Raw genomic sequence first — 15,165 nt, 5'->3', positions numbered from 1 at the left:
ATGAAAGAGCGGTGGATTTTTCCACCGTTTTTTATTTCCTTTTTTCACCGCACTTTTCACTTAAATCCAATAGATATTTGCGGTATCATAGACAACATTCTAGTATCGAAATAAGTCCTATGGCATCACAACCTCAAATCAAATCTTCTGACAAAAAAACGGCACAAATAAGTATTCCACCACACTCACTTGAGGCTGAACAAGCCGTGTTGGGTGGCATCATGCTGAGCAATCAACATTGGGATGGCATTGCTGAACGTGTGATTGCTGACGATTTTTATACTTTTCAGCATCGTCTAATTTTTACAGAAATGGAACATCTAATGCGTAATCAATCACCTATTGATTTAATTACGCTAGATCAAGCCTTAAGAAGCCGTGGTGTAAGCGATGAAGTGGGTGGATTTGCCTATCTAGCAGAGCTTTCCAATAATACTCCGAACGCGATTAATATTTTGGCTTATGCGGATATTGTGCGCGAGAAAGCCATATTACGAGAACTTATTTCGGTAGGAAATCGCATTGCTGAAAATAGCTATTCTCCCAAAGGGCAAGACATTAAGTTAATTCTTGATGAAGCTGAGCGTGAAGTATTTGCGATTGCAGAAAAACGAACTACTTCTAGCGAGGGCCCACAAAATGTGATCAATGTGCTGGAAAGCACCATTGAAAAAATTGATATTTTGAGCAAACTTGAAAATCATTCTGGCGTAACAGGCATCACGACAGGTTTCACTGATCTTGATAAAAAAACGGCAGGTTTACAGCCTTCTGACTTAATTATCGTTGCAGCACGTCCGTCAATGGGTAAAACCACTTTTGCCATGAACCTTTGCGAAAATGCGGCAATGGCAAGTGAAAAACCCGTTTTAGTATTTAGTTTAGAAATGCCCGCAGAACAAATTATGATGCGTATGATCGCATCGCTTGCTCGCGTTGATCAAACTAAAATCCGAACAGGTCAAAATTTAGATGAAATCGAGTGGAATAAAATTGCTAGCGTAGTTGGGATGTTCAAGCAAAAAAATAATCTTTATATCGATGATTCTTCAGGCCTAACGCCTACCGACGTTCGTTCGCGCGCACGACGAGTTTATCGTGAAAATGGTGGATTAAGTATGATTATGGTGGATTATTTGCAATTAATGCGCTCACCCGCATTTTCAGATAACCGAACACTAGAAATCGCAGAAATTTCTCGCTCCCTCAAAGCACTAGCCAAAGAATTACAAGTGCCAGTCGTCGCCCTTTCTCAATTAAATCGTACTTTAGAACAACGTGGAGACAAACGCCCTGTAAACTCAGATTTACGTGAATCAGGCTCCATTGAACAAGATGCAGACTTGATTATGTTTATTTACCGAGATGAAGTCTATAACGATAACTCGGAAGATAAAGGGGTTGCAGAAATTATTATCGGTAAACAGCGTAATGGTCCTATTGGTCGAGTGCGGTTAAAATTTAATGGACAATTCTCACGCTTTGACAATCTTGCCGAACAACGTGAATATCATGATGATTATTAAGGAATAACAATGAATGTAAAACCGGCGACAGCGAAAATTAGCTCGCACGCCTTAAAACAAAATTTAGAAATAATTAAACAAAAAGCACCAAATAGTAAAATCATCGCTGTGGTTAAAGCAAACGCCTATGGTCACGGCGTTGTGTTTGTCGCATCAACTTTAGAACAAAATGTCGATTGCTTTGGCGTGGCTCGTTTAGAAGAGGCTTTGGCATTACGTTCCAATGGTATTACTAAACCAATTTTATTGCTTGAAGGCTTTTTTAATGAACAAGATTTGCCCGTCTTAGCGGTCAATAATATTGAAACTATCGTACATAATCGTGAACAATTGGAAGCACTAAAACGTGCGAATTTACCAAGCCCAATTAAAGTTTGGTTAAAAATAGACACAGGCATGCATCGTTTAGGTGTTGCATTAGATGAAGTGGATTTTTTCTATAATGAACTTAAAAAACTTCCATATATTCAACCGCACTTAGGCTTTGTTAGCCATTTTAGCCGCGCTGATGAATTAGACTCCAATTATACCCAACTTCAAATCAACCGCTTTTTATCCGCTACAAAAGATAAGCAAGGTGAACGTACTATTGCGGCATCAGGCGGCATTCTCTTCTGGCCTGAATCTCATCTGGAATGTATCCGCCCTGGTATTATTATGTATGGCATTTCACCAACTGATACTGTAGGCGCTGAATTTGGTTTAACACCAGTGATGAATTTAACTTCATCATTGATTGCTGTTCGCAACCATAAACAAGGTGAACCAGTTGGGTACGGTGGCATTTGGACAAGTTCACATGATACAAAAATTGGCGTTGTGGCTATTGGCTATGGCGATGGATATCCTCGAGATGTTCCTGAAGGCACGCCTGTTTATTTGAATGGTCGTATCGTGCCAATCGTTGGAAGGGTTTCAATGGATATGTTAACCGTTGATTTAGGACCTGATAGCCAAGATCAAGTAGGTGACGAAGTGATTCTATGGGGTAAGGAATTACCTATTGAAACCGTAGCTAAATTCACAGGAATTTTAAGCTACGAGCTAATTACAAAATTAACGCCGCGTGTTATAACTGAATATGTTGATTAATCACTGCATTTTTTGAACAGAGGGAGTCATTCTCCCTAATAAAAATCCCAGAAAGTGCGGTTAAAATTTCAATTATTTTTAATGAAAGGAAATACTATGAAAAATATTAACCCAACTCACACCCATGCGTGGAAAGCTCTTGAAGCACACAAAGCTGAATTATCAAACAGTACTATCCAAGATTTATTTAAACAAGAAAAAAATCGTTTTGACGATTATTCTTTAACATTCAATAACCAGATTCTTGTAGATTTTTCCAAAAACAACATCAATCAAACAACCCTTTCACTTCTTCGCCAACTTGCTCAAGAATGCGCGCTTGATAGCGCAAAAGAAGCGATGTTTACTGGCGATAAAATCAATCGCACTGAAAATCGTGCCGTGCTACATACCGCACTCCGCAATCGCGCTAATACGCCAGTGCTTGTTGATGGTAAAGATGTTATGCCTGAAGTCAATGCTGTGCTAGCTAAAATGAAAGATTTCTGTCAGCGTATTATTTCTGGTGAATGGAAAGGCTATACAGGCAAAGCGATTACTGATGTTGTGAATATTGGTATTGGTGGCTCTGACTTAGGCCCTTATATGGTAACCGAAGCACTTCGCCCATATAAAAATCACTTAAATATGCACTTTGTTTCAAATGTCGATGGTACACATATTGCGGAAACCTTAAAAAAAGTAAATCCAGAAACCACTCTTTTCTTAGTGGCATCTAAGACTTTTACCACTCAAGAAACCATGACAAATGCGCAAAGCGCGCGTGATTGGTTACTGAAAGCTGCGAAAGATGAAAGTGCGGTTGCAAAACATTTTGCAGCATTATCAACCAATGCTAAAGATGTAGAAAAATTTGGTATTGATACAAATAATATGTTTGAATTTTGGGATTGGGTTGGCGGTCGTTACTCTTTATGGTCAGCTATTGGTCTTTCAATTGCACTATCAATTGGCTTTGAAAACTTTGAAGAGCTATTGAATGGCGCACATGAAATGGATAAACATTTCCGCTCTACTCCAATTGAAAAAAATATCCCCACCACTTTAGCATTAGTTGGCCTATGGAATACTAATTTCCTTGGTGCGCAAACAGAAGCGATCTTACCTTATGATCAATATTTACATCGCTTCGCAGCCTATTTCCAACAAGGTAATATGGAATCAAATGGTAAATATGTGGATCGTGATGGCAATGTCATTAACAATTACCAAACTGGCCCTATCATTTGGGGAGAACCAGGTACAAACGGACAACATGCGTTCTATCAATTAATTCACCAAGGCACCACTTTAATTCCTTGTGATTTTATCGCGCCGGCCCAAAGCCATAATTCCTTGGCGGATCATCACAATAAATTGCTTTCTAATTTCTTCGCACAAACAGAAGCATTAGCATTCGGAAAAACAAAAGAGGAAGTCGAGGCTGAATTTGTAAAAGCAGGTAAATCTTTAGATAATGTAAAAAATATTGTTCCATTTAAAGTATTCACTGGTAATAAGCCAACTAATTCGATTCTCGTTCAAAAAATCACGCCATTTACTTTAGGGGCATTAATTGCTATGTACGAACATAAAATCTTCGTACAAGGTGTCATTTTTAATATCTTTAGCTTCGATCAATGGGGTGTAGAACTAGGCAAACAACTTGCAAACAGAATTCTTCCTGAATTAACAGATTCTGAAAAAGTAGCAACTCATGACAGTTCAACCAATGGATTAATTAATCAATTTAAAGCATGGCGTTAATTGTTTATTTAATATAAAATATTTAAGCAATTATAATTTTATATAAAGGACTAAATTCCTTATTTATTATAGGATTTAGTCCTTTAAATTTATCTTTAAGATGTTATGAATAGACGTAAAAATTTTTAATTGATTGTTTTTTTTTATTTTTAATAATAAAAAATCAGCGCCTTAACTGATTAAGACGCTGATTAATAATATATTAGACGTTAACGCTATTAGTTATAGCACAGAAACATTTAAGTTTGAGCCACCACCAACAATACGAACTCGGCGACCAGCTACAAAACTGCTGTCAGCCTTTTGAACGACAACGATTTCTTGACCATCATCTTTCTTAATTACAAGTTCAGCACCGTTTACTTGGCTCATTTTTTCTTCGATTTTGCTTCCAGCTACTGCACCGCCGATCGCGCCAACTACTGCTGCAATAGCTTGACCACGACCACCGCCAATTGCACTACCTGCAATACCACCTAAAGCACCGCCACCAAGCGTACCAATTACGCCTTGATTATCTGCTTGGATCTTAACGGGACGCACAGAAACAATTGTACCATGAGTAATTGAACGAGCTTCTTTAGCTTGAGATGCGCTATAAACATCACCGCTGAAAATATCGGTATTCGCACAACCTGTTACGCTAAAGGCGACTAACAATGCAAAAGCTACTGTTGTCTTTTTCATATATTACGCTCCTTATTTACAGAAAGTAATTAAAGTGGATTTCTTGGAGAGAAAGTTGAAATATTTTTAGTATTACCATTCTCTGATACTAAAACACAAGCACCCACAACTAAGGTTGAATCATACTTGTGAGTAAGCACAACTTGCTCACCTTCTTGTTGATTACCTGAACAATCATTTTTACGGATGGTTAATTTAAGATTTTCACCGTCCATTTGGCTAAAAACGATTTGACCTTTATAAGCATTTTCATCTTTTTGGAAAGAAGAACAAGCGCTTAAACCTACAGCTGCTAAAACCGCTAATGCAAGAGATAATTTTTTCATTTTGCTAAACCTCGAGTATTTTCTTTATAGAATAAGGATGAACCTTAATACAAGTATGATTTGATGTCTTATCAACAAAACTTACTGCAATAGATGGATTAGGCAATCTCTCACCATCCACTTTAGGCTCGCTCACTTTAATGGTTAATTGAGTTAATTCGCTCCATAAAAAATGCATATTAATACGCTGTCCCCATTCATTTATCGATTCATTCGGTAAAAATGGCATAACAACCTCAATATGCTCCCAACCTTCTACGGGATACTGCTTATTTTTAGGGAACGGAAGTTCAATAACATCAACGAACTGATTAGCGAATTTCACTGCTTTTTCTAACTGAATTAGATAAATCTTACGTCCGTTGACAACATTATCAGACAAAATTCTACCGTATTTCAATAAAAGTGTCAGCCAGTCTTTTGCATTTTGTTCATTATTCACACGCACAGCAAGGTGATCGATTTCATAATTTGAAAAATCAATTGACATCATTTGAGCTAATTGTTGAATTTTTTTTTCAAATTCCGCCAAATCAGAAAAAAGTGCGGGTGATTTTTCCTGTAAATTTGTCATTTTGTCCCTTTGAGAAACTCATAAAGAACGGTATCATAGCCGATTATTTTCATTATTCAATTTGAACATAGGAAAAAACGTGAATATTCAATCTATTTTATCCGACAAAATCAAACAAGCTATGATTCTTGCTGGAGCAGATCAATCTTGCGATGCGCTTGTTCGTCAATCAGGAAAACCACAATTTGGCGATTATCAAGCCAATGGCATTATGGCTGCGGCAAAAAAATTAGGTTTAAATCCACGAGAATTTGCTCAAAAAGTTTTAGATAATGCTCAACTATCTGATATTGCAGAAAAATTAGAAATCGCAGGACCGGGCTTTATTAATATTTTCTTAAATCCAACTTGGCTAACAAGTGAAGTTTCAACAGCCCTTTCCCAAAAAAATTTAGGTATTCAAGCTACTAATAAACAAACTGTCGTAATTGATTATTCATCGCCAAACGTAGCAAAAGAAATGCATGTAGGTCACTTGCGCTCTACTATCATTGGTGATGCGGTTGTGAGAACCCTGGAATTTTTAGGTCACAATGTCATTCGTGCAAACCATGTTGGTGACTGGGGAACGCAATTCGGAATGCTTATTGCTTATCTTGAAAAAATGCAAAATGAACATGCCAGTGAAATGGAATTACAAGATCTTGAAGCCTTTTATCGAGAAGCCAAAAAACACTACGATGAAGATGAAGTTTTCGCAGAAAAAGCGCGTAATTATGTCGTGAAATTACAAGGTGGTGATGAATATTGTCGAGCTATGTGGAAACGTTTAGTTGACATCACGATGCAACAAAATCAGCACAACTATGATCGCTTGAATGTGACTTTAACCGAAAAAGATGTGATGGGTGAAAGTCTTTATAATCCAATGTTACCAAGCATCGTAGAAGATCTTAAAAAACAAGGCTTAGCTGTAGAAGATGATGGTGCACTGGTTGTTTATTTGGATGAATTCAAAAATAAAGAAGGCGACCCAATGGGCGTGATTGTTCAGAAAAAAGACGGCGGGTTCCTTTACACTACAACCGATATTGCTGCAGCAAAATATCGTTATGAAACATTAAAAGCTGATCGCGCACTTGTTTTTTCAGATACTCGCCAAAGCCAACATATGCAACAAGCTTGGTTAATTACTCGTAAAGCAGGTTATGTACCAGACAGTTTTTCTTTAGAGCATAAAAACTTTGGGATGATGCTTGGTAAAGATGGCAAACCATTTAAAACCCGTACTGGTGGCACGGTGAAATTAGCCGATCTATTAGATGAAGCCATTGAACGCGCCACTGTATTAATTAATGAAAAAAATACAAATTTATCTAATGATGAAAAAGAAGCTGTGATTGAGGCTGTCGGTATTGGTGCGGTGAAATATTCGGATCTCTCCAAAAACCGTACTACTGATTACGTTTTTGATTGGGATAATATGTTAAGCTTTGAAGGTAACACTGCACCTTATATGCAATATGCCTATACTCGAATTCGTTCGATCTTTAATAAAACAGATATAAATTCGACCGCACTTTTGGCTGCACCTTTAACGCTTGAAGAGGATAAAGAAAGAGCGCTTGCAATTAAACTACTACAATTTGAAGAAGCGGTGCAAACTGTCGGAAAAGAAGGCACACCACACGTGCTTTGTGCTTATTTATACGAACTAGCAGGCATATTCTCGTCATTCTATGAGCATTGCCCAATTTTAAATGCTGAAGATGAGTCCGTAAAATTAAGCCGTTTGAAATTGGCATTATTAACGGAAAAAACCTTAAAACAAGGTTTAGAGTTACTCGGTATTAAAACCGTAGAAAAAATGTAATTTAGATAATTAAAATCCCTTTCTTACGAAAGGGATTTTTTATGCTTATTTACAGAATAAAAAAAGTGCCCCAATGGGGCACTACTCGGAAAGCAAAATAGATGTCGGCTATTTAAGATAGCACTTGTTTTTAGTGGTTTCAGAATAAAGAAATCCGATCAGTTATGCAAATACATATTTTTAGATTTGTGAACTTGGTCACGATTTTTTTATAAAAAAACTAAAAACAAATATATTTCGAATAAAGTGCGGTAAGATTCTATTACAATATTTCCGCACTTTACGCCCCTACTTTAGAGAATATTCTTTTCTCCACGAGACACACTAATCAATCCAGAACGAACAATTTCCAACAATGTGGTTTCTTCTTTCAACGCAGAAATAAATGCGTCAATTTTGTCTTTTGTTCCACTTAATTGGATCGTATAAGATTTAGGTGTGACATCTACAATTTGACCACGGAAAATATCGGCTAAACGTTTAATCTCATCGCGAGATGAACCCACTGCTCTTACTTTCGCTAAAACAATTTCACGGACTATATGCTCTTGCTCACTCAAGTTAATCACTTTAAACACATCCACTAATTTATGGAGTTGTTTCTCAATTTGTTCCAATACTTGAGCATCGCCCACTGCTTCAATAGTCATTCGAGAAAGTGTTGGATCATCCGTTGGCGCCACCGTCAAACTTTCAATATTAAAGGCACGTTGGGAGAATAAACCAACAACACGCGATAAAGCACCGGACTCATTTTCGAGTAAAACAGATAAAATTCTACGCATTAGTTTGTCTCCTCTTGAGGTTTACTTAAAATCATTTCATTCATTGCGCCGCCACGAATTTGCATTGGATACACATGCTCAGATTCATCTACATTAATATCCACAAATACTAATTTATTTTTAATGCTGAGGGCTTCTTGCAATTTACTTTCAAGTTCGTCGGGCGTAGCAATTTTTATTCCTACGTGACCGTAAGATTCTGCCAATTTCACAAAATCAGGCAAGGAATTCATATAGGTTTGCGAATGGCGACCTGAATAAATCAAATCTTGCCATTGTTTTACCATTCCTAAGAAATGATTATTCAAACAAATAATAACAATAGGAATACCATATTGGGTTGCGGTAGAAAGCTCTTGAATATTCATTTGAATACTTCCATCGCCAGTAACACAAACAACTGTTCCTTCCGGATGAGCCAATTTCACGCCCAATGCAGCGGGTAAACCAAATCCCATGGTGCCCGCGCCACCAGAGTTAATCCAATGACGAGGCTCATCGAACGGATAATGTAACGCAGCAAACATTTGATGTTGCCCTACATCAGAAGCCACATACGCCTGTCCTTTAGTAAGACGATATACCGCTTCCATAACTTGTTGTGGTTTAATCACGCTAGAAGTGCGGTCAAATTCCAAACATTTTTTTGCTTTCCATTGGTTGATTTCTTGCCACCAACTTTCAAGATCTGTTTGAGATTTCAATCCCTCTTCATTCAATAAACTCAAAAATTCTTCCAAGACATTTTTCGCATTTCCGACAATTGGAATCGCTGCTGGAACATTTTTAGAAATCGAGGTTGGATCAATATCAATATGAATCACTTTGGCATTTGGGCAATATTTTTCTAAATTATTTGTTGTGCGATCATCAAAACGAACGCCAATCCCTAAAATAAGATCACTTTCGTGCATTGCCGTATTGGCTTCGAAAGTACCGTGCATCCCTAACATACCAAGGAATTGTTTATCTGTACTTGGATAAGCCCCTAACCCCATTAATGATGAAGTAATTGGCAAATTTAAACGTTGTGCAAACTGAATTAACTGTTGACTACATTCAGCAGCAATTGCACCACCACCGACGAAAAGTATTGGTTTCTTCGCTACTAAAAGTGCTTTTAATGCTTTTTTAATTTGGCCTTTGTGCCCATTTACTGTTGGATTATAAGAACGTAATTCTACAGATTCAGGGTATTCATAAGGATATTTAAAATTCGGATTTACGGTATCTTTTGGAATATCCACCACAACAGGACCTGGACGACCAGTTGAGGCAATATAAAAAGCTTTTTTCAAAATAGATGGAATATCTTCCGCTTTTTTGACAATAAAGCTATGCTTCACAACTGGACGAGAAATCCCCACCATATCACATTCTTGGAATGCATCTCGGCCAATTAAATTACTCATGACCTGACCAGAAATAATGACCATTGGTACGGAATCTGTATAAGCCGTTAAAATGCCAGTGATTGCATTTGTTGCTCCGGGCCCCGAAGTCACTAGCACACATCCAACTTTACCTGTAGAACGTGCATAGCCATCCGCCATGTGCACAGCCGCTTGTTCATGACGAACTAAAATATGTTCAATACCACCTAGTGTATGGATCGCATCATAAATATCTAATACAGCCCCACCTGGATAACCAAATAAATACTCTACGCCTTCATCACGTAAAGATTGAACGACCATCTCTGCGCCAGATAACTTCTTCATTTTTTACTCCTTAAATTCACCGCACTTTCAAAAGTGCCCATGATTTGTATCAATGATTTACATCATACTAAGCAAAAAGTTTTTGTCTAGTCTACATAACGGCTAAAAACACCTACAAAACAGAATAAAAAATCAAGAAATAATACAAAATCAGATTTTTATAAAAAAAATAACACTTTTAAATAAAAAAATGCGACCTTATGTCGCATTTTATAAACTTACCAAAATTTTATATTTTATTTATATTCTTGAGCAAGATCACATTTTTAACGTTTTTTCACTGCAAATACGATTAAAAATAATGAAATCGCTGTCGCAGCAAAACCAGCTAAACCTGAATAAGTAAACCCTACCACAATGTAACCAATAGAAGTCGCTGTTGCAACTGTGGCAGCATAAGGAAGCTGAGTAGTCACATGATCCATATGGTTACATTTTGCACCAGTTGAAGATAAAATCGTTGTATCCGACACTGGCGAACAGTGGTCACCACATACAGCTCCCGCCATTACTGCTGATAAACAAGGGAGTAATAATTCTGGCGCCGCATTTGCAGCCATAGCCGCTGCAATTGGTAGCATAATGCCAAATGTCCCCCAGCTCGTACCTGTTGAGAACGCCATTGCAGAACCAAGAATAAATAAAATTACTGGTAAGAATTGCATTGGGATATTACCAGAAACAAGAGAAGATAAATATTTACCAGTTTGCATATCCCCAACGACTTTATTAATTGTCCACGCAAAGAATAAAATCGCAATGGCACCAGACATTGATTTAATACCTGAAATCCAAGAGCGTGCATATTCTGGAACACTGACTTGACGATCAAGAATAATTAATAAAGTAGAAACAAGAATAGAGCAAGTACCACCAACAACTAAAGAAGTTCCAACAACAGTATTTTCAAATGCACCTAGAATGCTAAATTCTTTTCCATCCGCTGCTAATGCATCTGCACCCGTGTAAATCATCATTGAAACTGTTGAAATAATTAAAACTAAAATAGGCAATACAAGATTACGTACGTGACCTTTTGCACCAGTTTCTTCTTCTAATTCATTTTCAGAATCTTCCAAAGCTAATTTTTCATGGCGTGCCATTGAAGCAATATCGAAAGAAAAATATGCAACAAAGAACACCATGATAATTGAGAAAATTGCATAGAAGTTCATTGAGCTCATTGCCACGAATGCACCAATTGGTGTGTATTCAGTGATCGAATAAGTCGCTAATAAACCGCCTACTAAGGTAATAATGTATGCGCCCCAACTTGAAACTGGCATCATTACACACATCGGCGCAGCCGTTGAATCCAAAATATAAGCAAGTTTCGCACGAGAAACTTTAAAACGGTCTGTCACTGGACGAGCAATTGCGCCTACAGCAAGACTGTGGAAATAATCGTCAATAAAAGTAACAAAAACTAATGATGCAGCTAATAATTTAGCACCACGACGACCTTTAATACGGTTTTGTGCCCATTCAGCAAATGCACGATTACTGCCTGATACAGTTAAAAGTGCGGTTAAAACACCAAGCAATAATAAGAACAAGACAATGTTCATATTAGAGTTAATTGCGCCATCAGCATAAACAAGTGAAATCACGTTGCTTGATAGATAACTGAAAGATGAGCCAACATTCCAGCCACCTAACATTAACGCACCAACAATAATCCCTGCACTGAGAGACACCAATACACGACGAGTTGCAATGGCCAAGACAATCGCCAATAAAGCCGGAATGATTGACCAAACTGAAGATGAAAAATCGATAAGTTCCATTAAGAGATACCTACAATTAATGGAGAGAACGGAAAGCAAAGGACAGAATAAGACCAGAACAACCGTAGCGCTCCATAGTTAATCAAAAAACTATGACAGTGTCGCCCCTTTCAAGTACGCCACCAACCAAACAAAACGACTTTTGTTTGATTTCGGCAATCATTCCTTTCTTTTTTCTTCATCGTTATCCACTCTGAAAAAATACTTATAATGATTGCACCTCTACTTTTGTAGTGATTCAAGAGATTACCGTAAAAAAGTCCAAATGCCAACAGATTTTATAAAATTTTTTATTAGATTGAATTAAAAATATAAAAAATAAACAAAAAGAAATTTAAAGATATATACCTGCTCCGACCATTTATTTAAAATAGATATTTACAATAAATATTATTTTCTCTATTATTAAATAAGTTTTTCCACATACAAGATTATTTTATCGAGGTTTATTATGAGCGAATTAGCAAAAGGTTTGACAAATCTTCGTAGTTTACGTGCGGCAGTGCGCGAATTAACTTTAGAACAAGCGGAAAGTGCTCTTGAAAAATTACAAACTGCTGTTGAAGAGAAACGTGCTAATGAAGCAGAATTAATTAAAGCAGAAACAGAGCGAAAAGAACGTTTAGCTAAATATAAAGAATTAATGGAAAAAGAAGGTATTACACCTGAAGAATTACAAGAGATCTTTGGTACAGCAGCAACATCTGCTAGAGCAAAACGTCCACCTCGCCCAGCAAAATATGCATTTATTGATGAAAATGGCGAGCGTAAAACATGGACTGGCCAAGGTCGCACACCACGCCCAATTCAAAATGCATTGAATTCTGGTAAATCATTATCTGATTTCGAAATTTAATTTTTCTATTTGAAACTAGAACCCATTTTTATGGGTTCTATTTTTTTATCTAAACGTAGCACACAACATTATGATCGAAAAAAAAATATTACTCACCGATTGTCCCGATGATAAAGGCCTAATAGCTAAAATAACCAATATCTGTTACAAACACCAACTAAATATTCTGCATAATAATGAATTTGTAGATTTTGAAACCAAGCATTTCTTTATGCGTACAGAATTGGAAGGTATTTTTAACGAAGCTACTTTATTAGAAGATCTAAAATATAGCTTACCCGAAAGAACGCATTGTCGATTAATTAGTACACAACGTAAACGAATTGTTATTTTAGTCACCAAAGAAGCTCACTGTCTCGGCGATATTTTAATGAAAAATTATTATGGTGCGCTTGATGTAGAAATTGCGGCAGTGATCGGCAACCATGATAATTTACGCAAACTCGTTGAGCGTTTTAATATTCCGTTTCATTTGGTTAGTCATGAAGGCTTAACTCGTATTGAGCACGATAAATTATTAGCTGAAAAAATTGATGAATACACGCCAGATTATATTGTCCTCGCTAAATATATGCGTGTGTTAAATCCTGAATTTGTCGCTCGTTATCCAAATCGAGTGATTAATATCCATCATTCATTCTTACCTGCTTTTATTGGCGCCAAGCCTTATCAACAAGCCTATGAACGAGGTGTAAAAATTATCGGCGCAACAGCTCATTTCATTAATAACGAATTGGATCAAGGCCCAATCATTATGCAAAATGTCATTAATGTGGATCATACTTATAGCGCTGAAGCAATGATGCGTGCTGGCCGTGATGTAGAAAAAACCGTGCTAAGTCGCGCCCTTGATCTTGCTTTACACGATAGAATTTTCGTTTATAAAAACAAAACGGTGGTGTTGTAGTGGAAAAAATCACCCTTGCACCAATAAGTGCGGTTGAAGGAACAATTAATTTACCAGGTTCTAAAAGTTTATCGAACCGCGCATTACTTTTAGCCGCCTTAGCTAAAGGCACAACAAAAGTAACCAATTTATTAGATAGCGATGATATTCGACATATGCTTAACGCCCTCAAAGCGTTAGGCGTACGCTATCAGCTTTCTGACGACAAAACTATTTGTGAAATAGAGGGATTAGGCGGAGCATTCAATATACAGGATAATCTTTCGCTCTTTCTTGGCAATGCGGGGACGGCAATGCGTCCATTAACCGCTGCGCTTTGCTTAAAAGGCACCTCCGAAGTTGAAATCATCTTAACGGGTGAACCTCGTATGAAAGAGCGTCCAATACTCCATTTAGTCGATGCTTTACGTCAAGCGGGTGCAGATATTCGCTACTTAGAAAATGAAGGTTATCCTCCACTCGCAATTCGCAACAAAGGAATAAAAGGTGGAAATGTAAAAATTAATGGCTCTATTTCATCCCAATTTTTGACCGCACTTTTAATGTCTGCACCACTTGCAGAAAATGACACAGAAATCGAAATTATCGGTGAACTAGTCTCTAAACCCTATATTGATATCACCCTTGCGATGATGCGAACTTTTGGTGTTCAGGTTGAAAACCATCACTACCAAAAATTTAAAGTTAAGGGAAATCAATCCTACATTTCACCTGGAAAATATTTGGTAGAAGGTGATGCCTCATCGGCATCTTACTTTCTCGCAGCTGGCGCCATTAAAGGAAAAGTGAAAGTAACGGGAATTGGCAAAAACTCTATTCAGGGCGATCGTTTATTTGCTGATGTATTAGAAAGAATGGGGGCAAAAATCACTTGGGGAGAGGATTTTATTCAAGCCGAACGTGATGAATTGCATGGCATTGATATGGATATGAACCACATTCCAGATGCCGCAATGACGATTGCAACCACTGCTCTTTTTGCTAAAGGGGAAAGCGTCATTCGAAATATTTATAACTGGCGCGTGAAAGAAACAGATCGTTTAACAGCAATGGCAACCGAATTACGTAAAGTCGGCGCAGAAGTCGAAGAAGGTGAAGATTTTATTCGTATTCAACCACTTTCGCTCAATCAGTTTAAACATGCTGATATTGAAACTTATAACGATCACCGCATGGCAATGTGTTTTTCTCTAATCGCACTGTCCAATACACCAGTGACAATTTTAGATCCCAAATGTACTGCCAAAACCTTTCCAACATTCTTTAGTGAATTTGAGAAAATCTGCTTAAGAGGTTAAATTAAAAAAGTGCGGTAAATTTCAAAAAAGTTTTCAAAATTAACCGC

The 15,165-nt window shown here is 37.3% G+C and carries 13 protein-coding genes and 1 riboswitch; of the genes, 7 read left to right on the top strand and 6 right to left on the bottom strand.

Annotated features, from left to right (window positions below; genetic code table 11):
• Positions 1 to 110 precede the first annotated feature (110 nt).
• The 3 genes from DV415_RS08980 (at position 111) to pgi (ending at position 4,364) form a co-directional block, all read left to right on the top strand.
• Entirely contained in the window at positions 111 to 1,526 is a 1,416-nt protein-coding gene (locus DV415_RS08980) for a replicative DNA helicase (protein ID WP_275045269.1), read from the top strand.
• Positions 1,527 to 1,535: 9 nt separating this feature from the next.
• Positions 1,536 to 2,618 (top strand): alanine racemase, encoded by a 1,083-nt coding sequence (gene alr, locus DV415_RS08975; RefSeq protein WP_118775840.1) that lies wholly within the window; start codon positions 1,536 to 1,538, stop codon positions 2,616 to 2,618.
• A 96-nt stretch (positions 2,619 to 2,714) separates the two neighbouring features.
• Positions 2,715 to 4,364, top strand: a complete 1,650-nt coding sequence (pgi, locus tag DV415_RS08970) for a glucose-6-phosphate isomerase (protein ID WP_118790985.1) — start codon at positions 2,715 to 2,717, stop codon at positions 4,362 to 4,364.
• 222 nt (positions 4,365 to 4,586) lie between these two features.
• Here pgi and DV415_RS08965 read toward each other — a convergent pair whose 3' ends face one another.
• Genes DV415_RS08965 through DV415_RS08955 form a run of 3 tightly spaced genes read right to left on the bottom strand, consistent with a single transcriptional unit; the run spans position 4,587 to position 5,951 of the window.
• Positions 4,587 to 5,051: an outer membrane lipoprotein gene (locus DV415_RS08965; RefSeq protein WP_118794473.1), complete on the bottom strand. Its 465-nt coding sequence runs from the start codon at positions 5,049 to 5,051 to the stop codon at positions 4,587 to 4,589.
• 29 nt (positions 5,052 to 5,080) lie between these two features.
• Entirely contained in the window at positions 5,081 to 5,377 is a 297-nt protein-coding gene (locus tag DV415_RS08960) for a hypothetical protein (RefSeq protein ID WP_118775838.1), read from the bottom strand.
• Positions 5,378 to 5,381: 4 nt separating this feature from the next.
• The gene (locus DV415_RS08955) at positions 5,382 to 5,951 is read right to left on the bottom strand and encodes a VOC family protein (RefSeq protein ID WP_118775837.1); all 570 of its coding nucleotides are present in this window, start codon (positions 5,949 to 5,951) and stop codon (positions 5,382 to 5,384) included.
• A gap of 79 nt (positions 5,952 to 6,030) precedes the next feature.
• Here DV415_RS08955 and argS point away from each other — a divergent pair, with 79 nt between their 5' ends.
• Positions 6,031 to 7,764, top strand: a complete 1,734-nt coding sequence (gene argS / locus DV415_RS08950; protein ID WP_118790984.1) for an arginine--tRNA ligase — start codon at positions 6,031 to 6,033, stop codon at positions 7,762 to 7,764.
• A gap of 293 nt (positions 7,765 to 8,057) precedes the next feature.
• Here the strand turns inward: argS and ilvN are convergent, their stop codons facing one another.
• The 3 genes from ilvN to DV415_RS08935 all read right to left on the bottom strand — a co-directional run bounded on the left by ilvN (position 8,058) and on the right by DV415_RS08935 (position 12,057).
• On the bottom strand, positions 8,058 to 8,549 hold the full coding sequence (ilvN, locus tag DV415_RS08945) for an acetolactate synthase small subunit (RefSeq protein WP_005626246.1): 492 nt from the start codon (positions 8,547 to 8,549) through the stop codon (positions 8,058 to 8,060).
• Positions 8,549 to 10,270, bottom strand: coding sequence for an acetolactate synthase 3 large subunit (locus tag DV415_RS08940; RefSeq protein WP_118790983.1), 1,722 nt, complete (start codon positions 10,268 to 10,270; stop codon positions 8,549 to 8,551). The genes ilvN and DV415_RS08940 overlap by 1 nt, the downstream gene beginning before the upstream one ends.
• Before the next feature lie 266 nt (positions 10,271 to 10,536).
• Positions 10,537 to 12,057 carry a Na+/H+ antiporter NhaC family protein gene (locus DV415_RS08935; protein ID WP_153063412.1) on the bottom strand — a complete coding sequence of 507 codons (1,521 nt, stop codon included), beginning with the start codon at positions 12,055 to 12,057 and terminating at the stop codon, positions 10,537 to 10,539.
• A gap of 57 nt (positions 12,058 to 12,114) precedes the next feature.
• Positions 12,115 to 12,290: riboswitch (Lysine riboswitch) on the bottom strand.
• A 218-nt stretch (positions 12,291 to 12,508) separates the two neighbouring features.
• Between DV415_RS08935 and DV415_RS08925 the strand changes: the two genes are divergently transcribed.
• The 3 genes from DV415_RS08925 (at position 12,509) to aroA (ending at position 15,118) form a co-directional block, all read left to right on the top strand.
• Positions 12,509 to 12,913, top strand: a complete 405-nt coding sequence (locus DV415_RS08925) for an H-NS histone family protein (protein WP_005632458.1) — start codon at positions 12,509 to 12,511, stop codon at positions 12,911 to 12,913.
• Between the two features lie 70 nt (positions 12,914 to 12,983).
• Positions 12,984 to 13,820 carry a formyltetrahydrofolate deformylase gene (gene purU / locus DV415_RS08920; RefSeq protein ID WP_118790981.1) on the top strand — a complete coding sequence of 279 codons (837 nt, stop codon included), beginning with the start codon at positions 12,984 to 12,986 and terminating at the stop codon, positions 13,818 to 13,820.
• Positions 13,820 to 15,118, top strand: a complete 1,299-nt coding sequence (gene aroA / locus DV415_RS08915) for a 3-phosphoshikimate 1-carboxyvinyltransferase (protein ID WP_118790980.1) — start codon at positions 13,820 to 13,822, stop codon at positions 15,116 to 15,118. The genes purU and aroA overlap by 1 nt, the downstream gene beginning before the upstream one ends.
• Positions 15,119 to 15,165: the final 47 nt, after the last annotated feature.

This window comes from Haemophilus haemolyticus (assembly GCF_003490595.1).
In the GTDB taxonomy this organism is placed as follows: domain Bacteria; phylum Pseudomonadota; class Gammaproteobacteria; order Enterobacterales; family Pasteurellaceae; genus Haemophilus; species Haemophilus haemolyticus_L.
This window is presented reverse-complemented; position numbering and strand designations above follow the sequence as displayed.

Bases quoted from the DNA above. Each gene is read 5' to 3' on its own strand.
- alr (WP_118775840.1), top strand. From the start codon at position 1,536: ATGAATGTAAAACCGGCGACAGCGAAAATTAGCTCGCACGCCTTAAAA.
- pgi (WP_118790985.1), top strand. From the start codon at position 2,715: ATGAAAAATATTAACCCAACTCACACCCATGCGTGGAAAGCTCTTGAA.
- DV415_RS08965 (WP_118794473.1), bottom strand. From the start codon at position 5,051: ATGAAAAAGACAACAGTAGCTTTTGCATTGTTAGTCGCCTTTAGCGTA.
- DV415_RS08960 (WP_118775838.1), bottom strand. From the start codon at position 5,377: ATGAAAAAATTATCTCTTGCATTAGCGGTTTTAGCAGCTGTAGGTTTA.
- DV415_RS08955 (WP_118775837.1), bottom strand. From the start codon at position 5,951: ATGACAAATTTACAGGAAAAATCACCCGCACTTTTTTCTGATTTGGCG.
- ilvN (WP_005626246.1), bottom strand. From the start codon at position 8,549: ATGCGTAGAATTTTATCTGTTTTACTCGAAAATGAGTCCGGTGCTTTA.
- DV415_RS08940 (WP_118790983.1), bottom strand. From the start codon at position 10,270: ATGAAGAAGTTATCTGGCGCAGAGATGGTCGTTCAATCTTTACGTGAT.
- DV415_RS08935 (WP_153063412.1), bottom strand. From the start codon at position 12,057: ATGGAACTTATCGATTTTTCATCTTCAGTTTGGTCAATCATTCCGGCT.
- DV415_RS08925 (WP_005632458.1), top strand. From the start codon at position 12,509: ATGAGCGAATTAGCAAAAGGTTTGACAAATCTTCGTAGTTTACGTGCG.
- purU (WP_118790981.1), top strand. From the start codon at position 12,984: ATGATCGAAAAAAAAATATTACTCACCGATTGTCCCGATGATAAAGGC.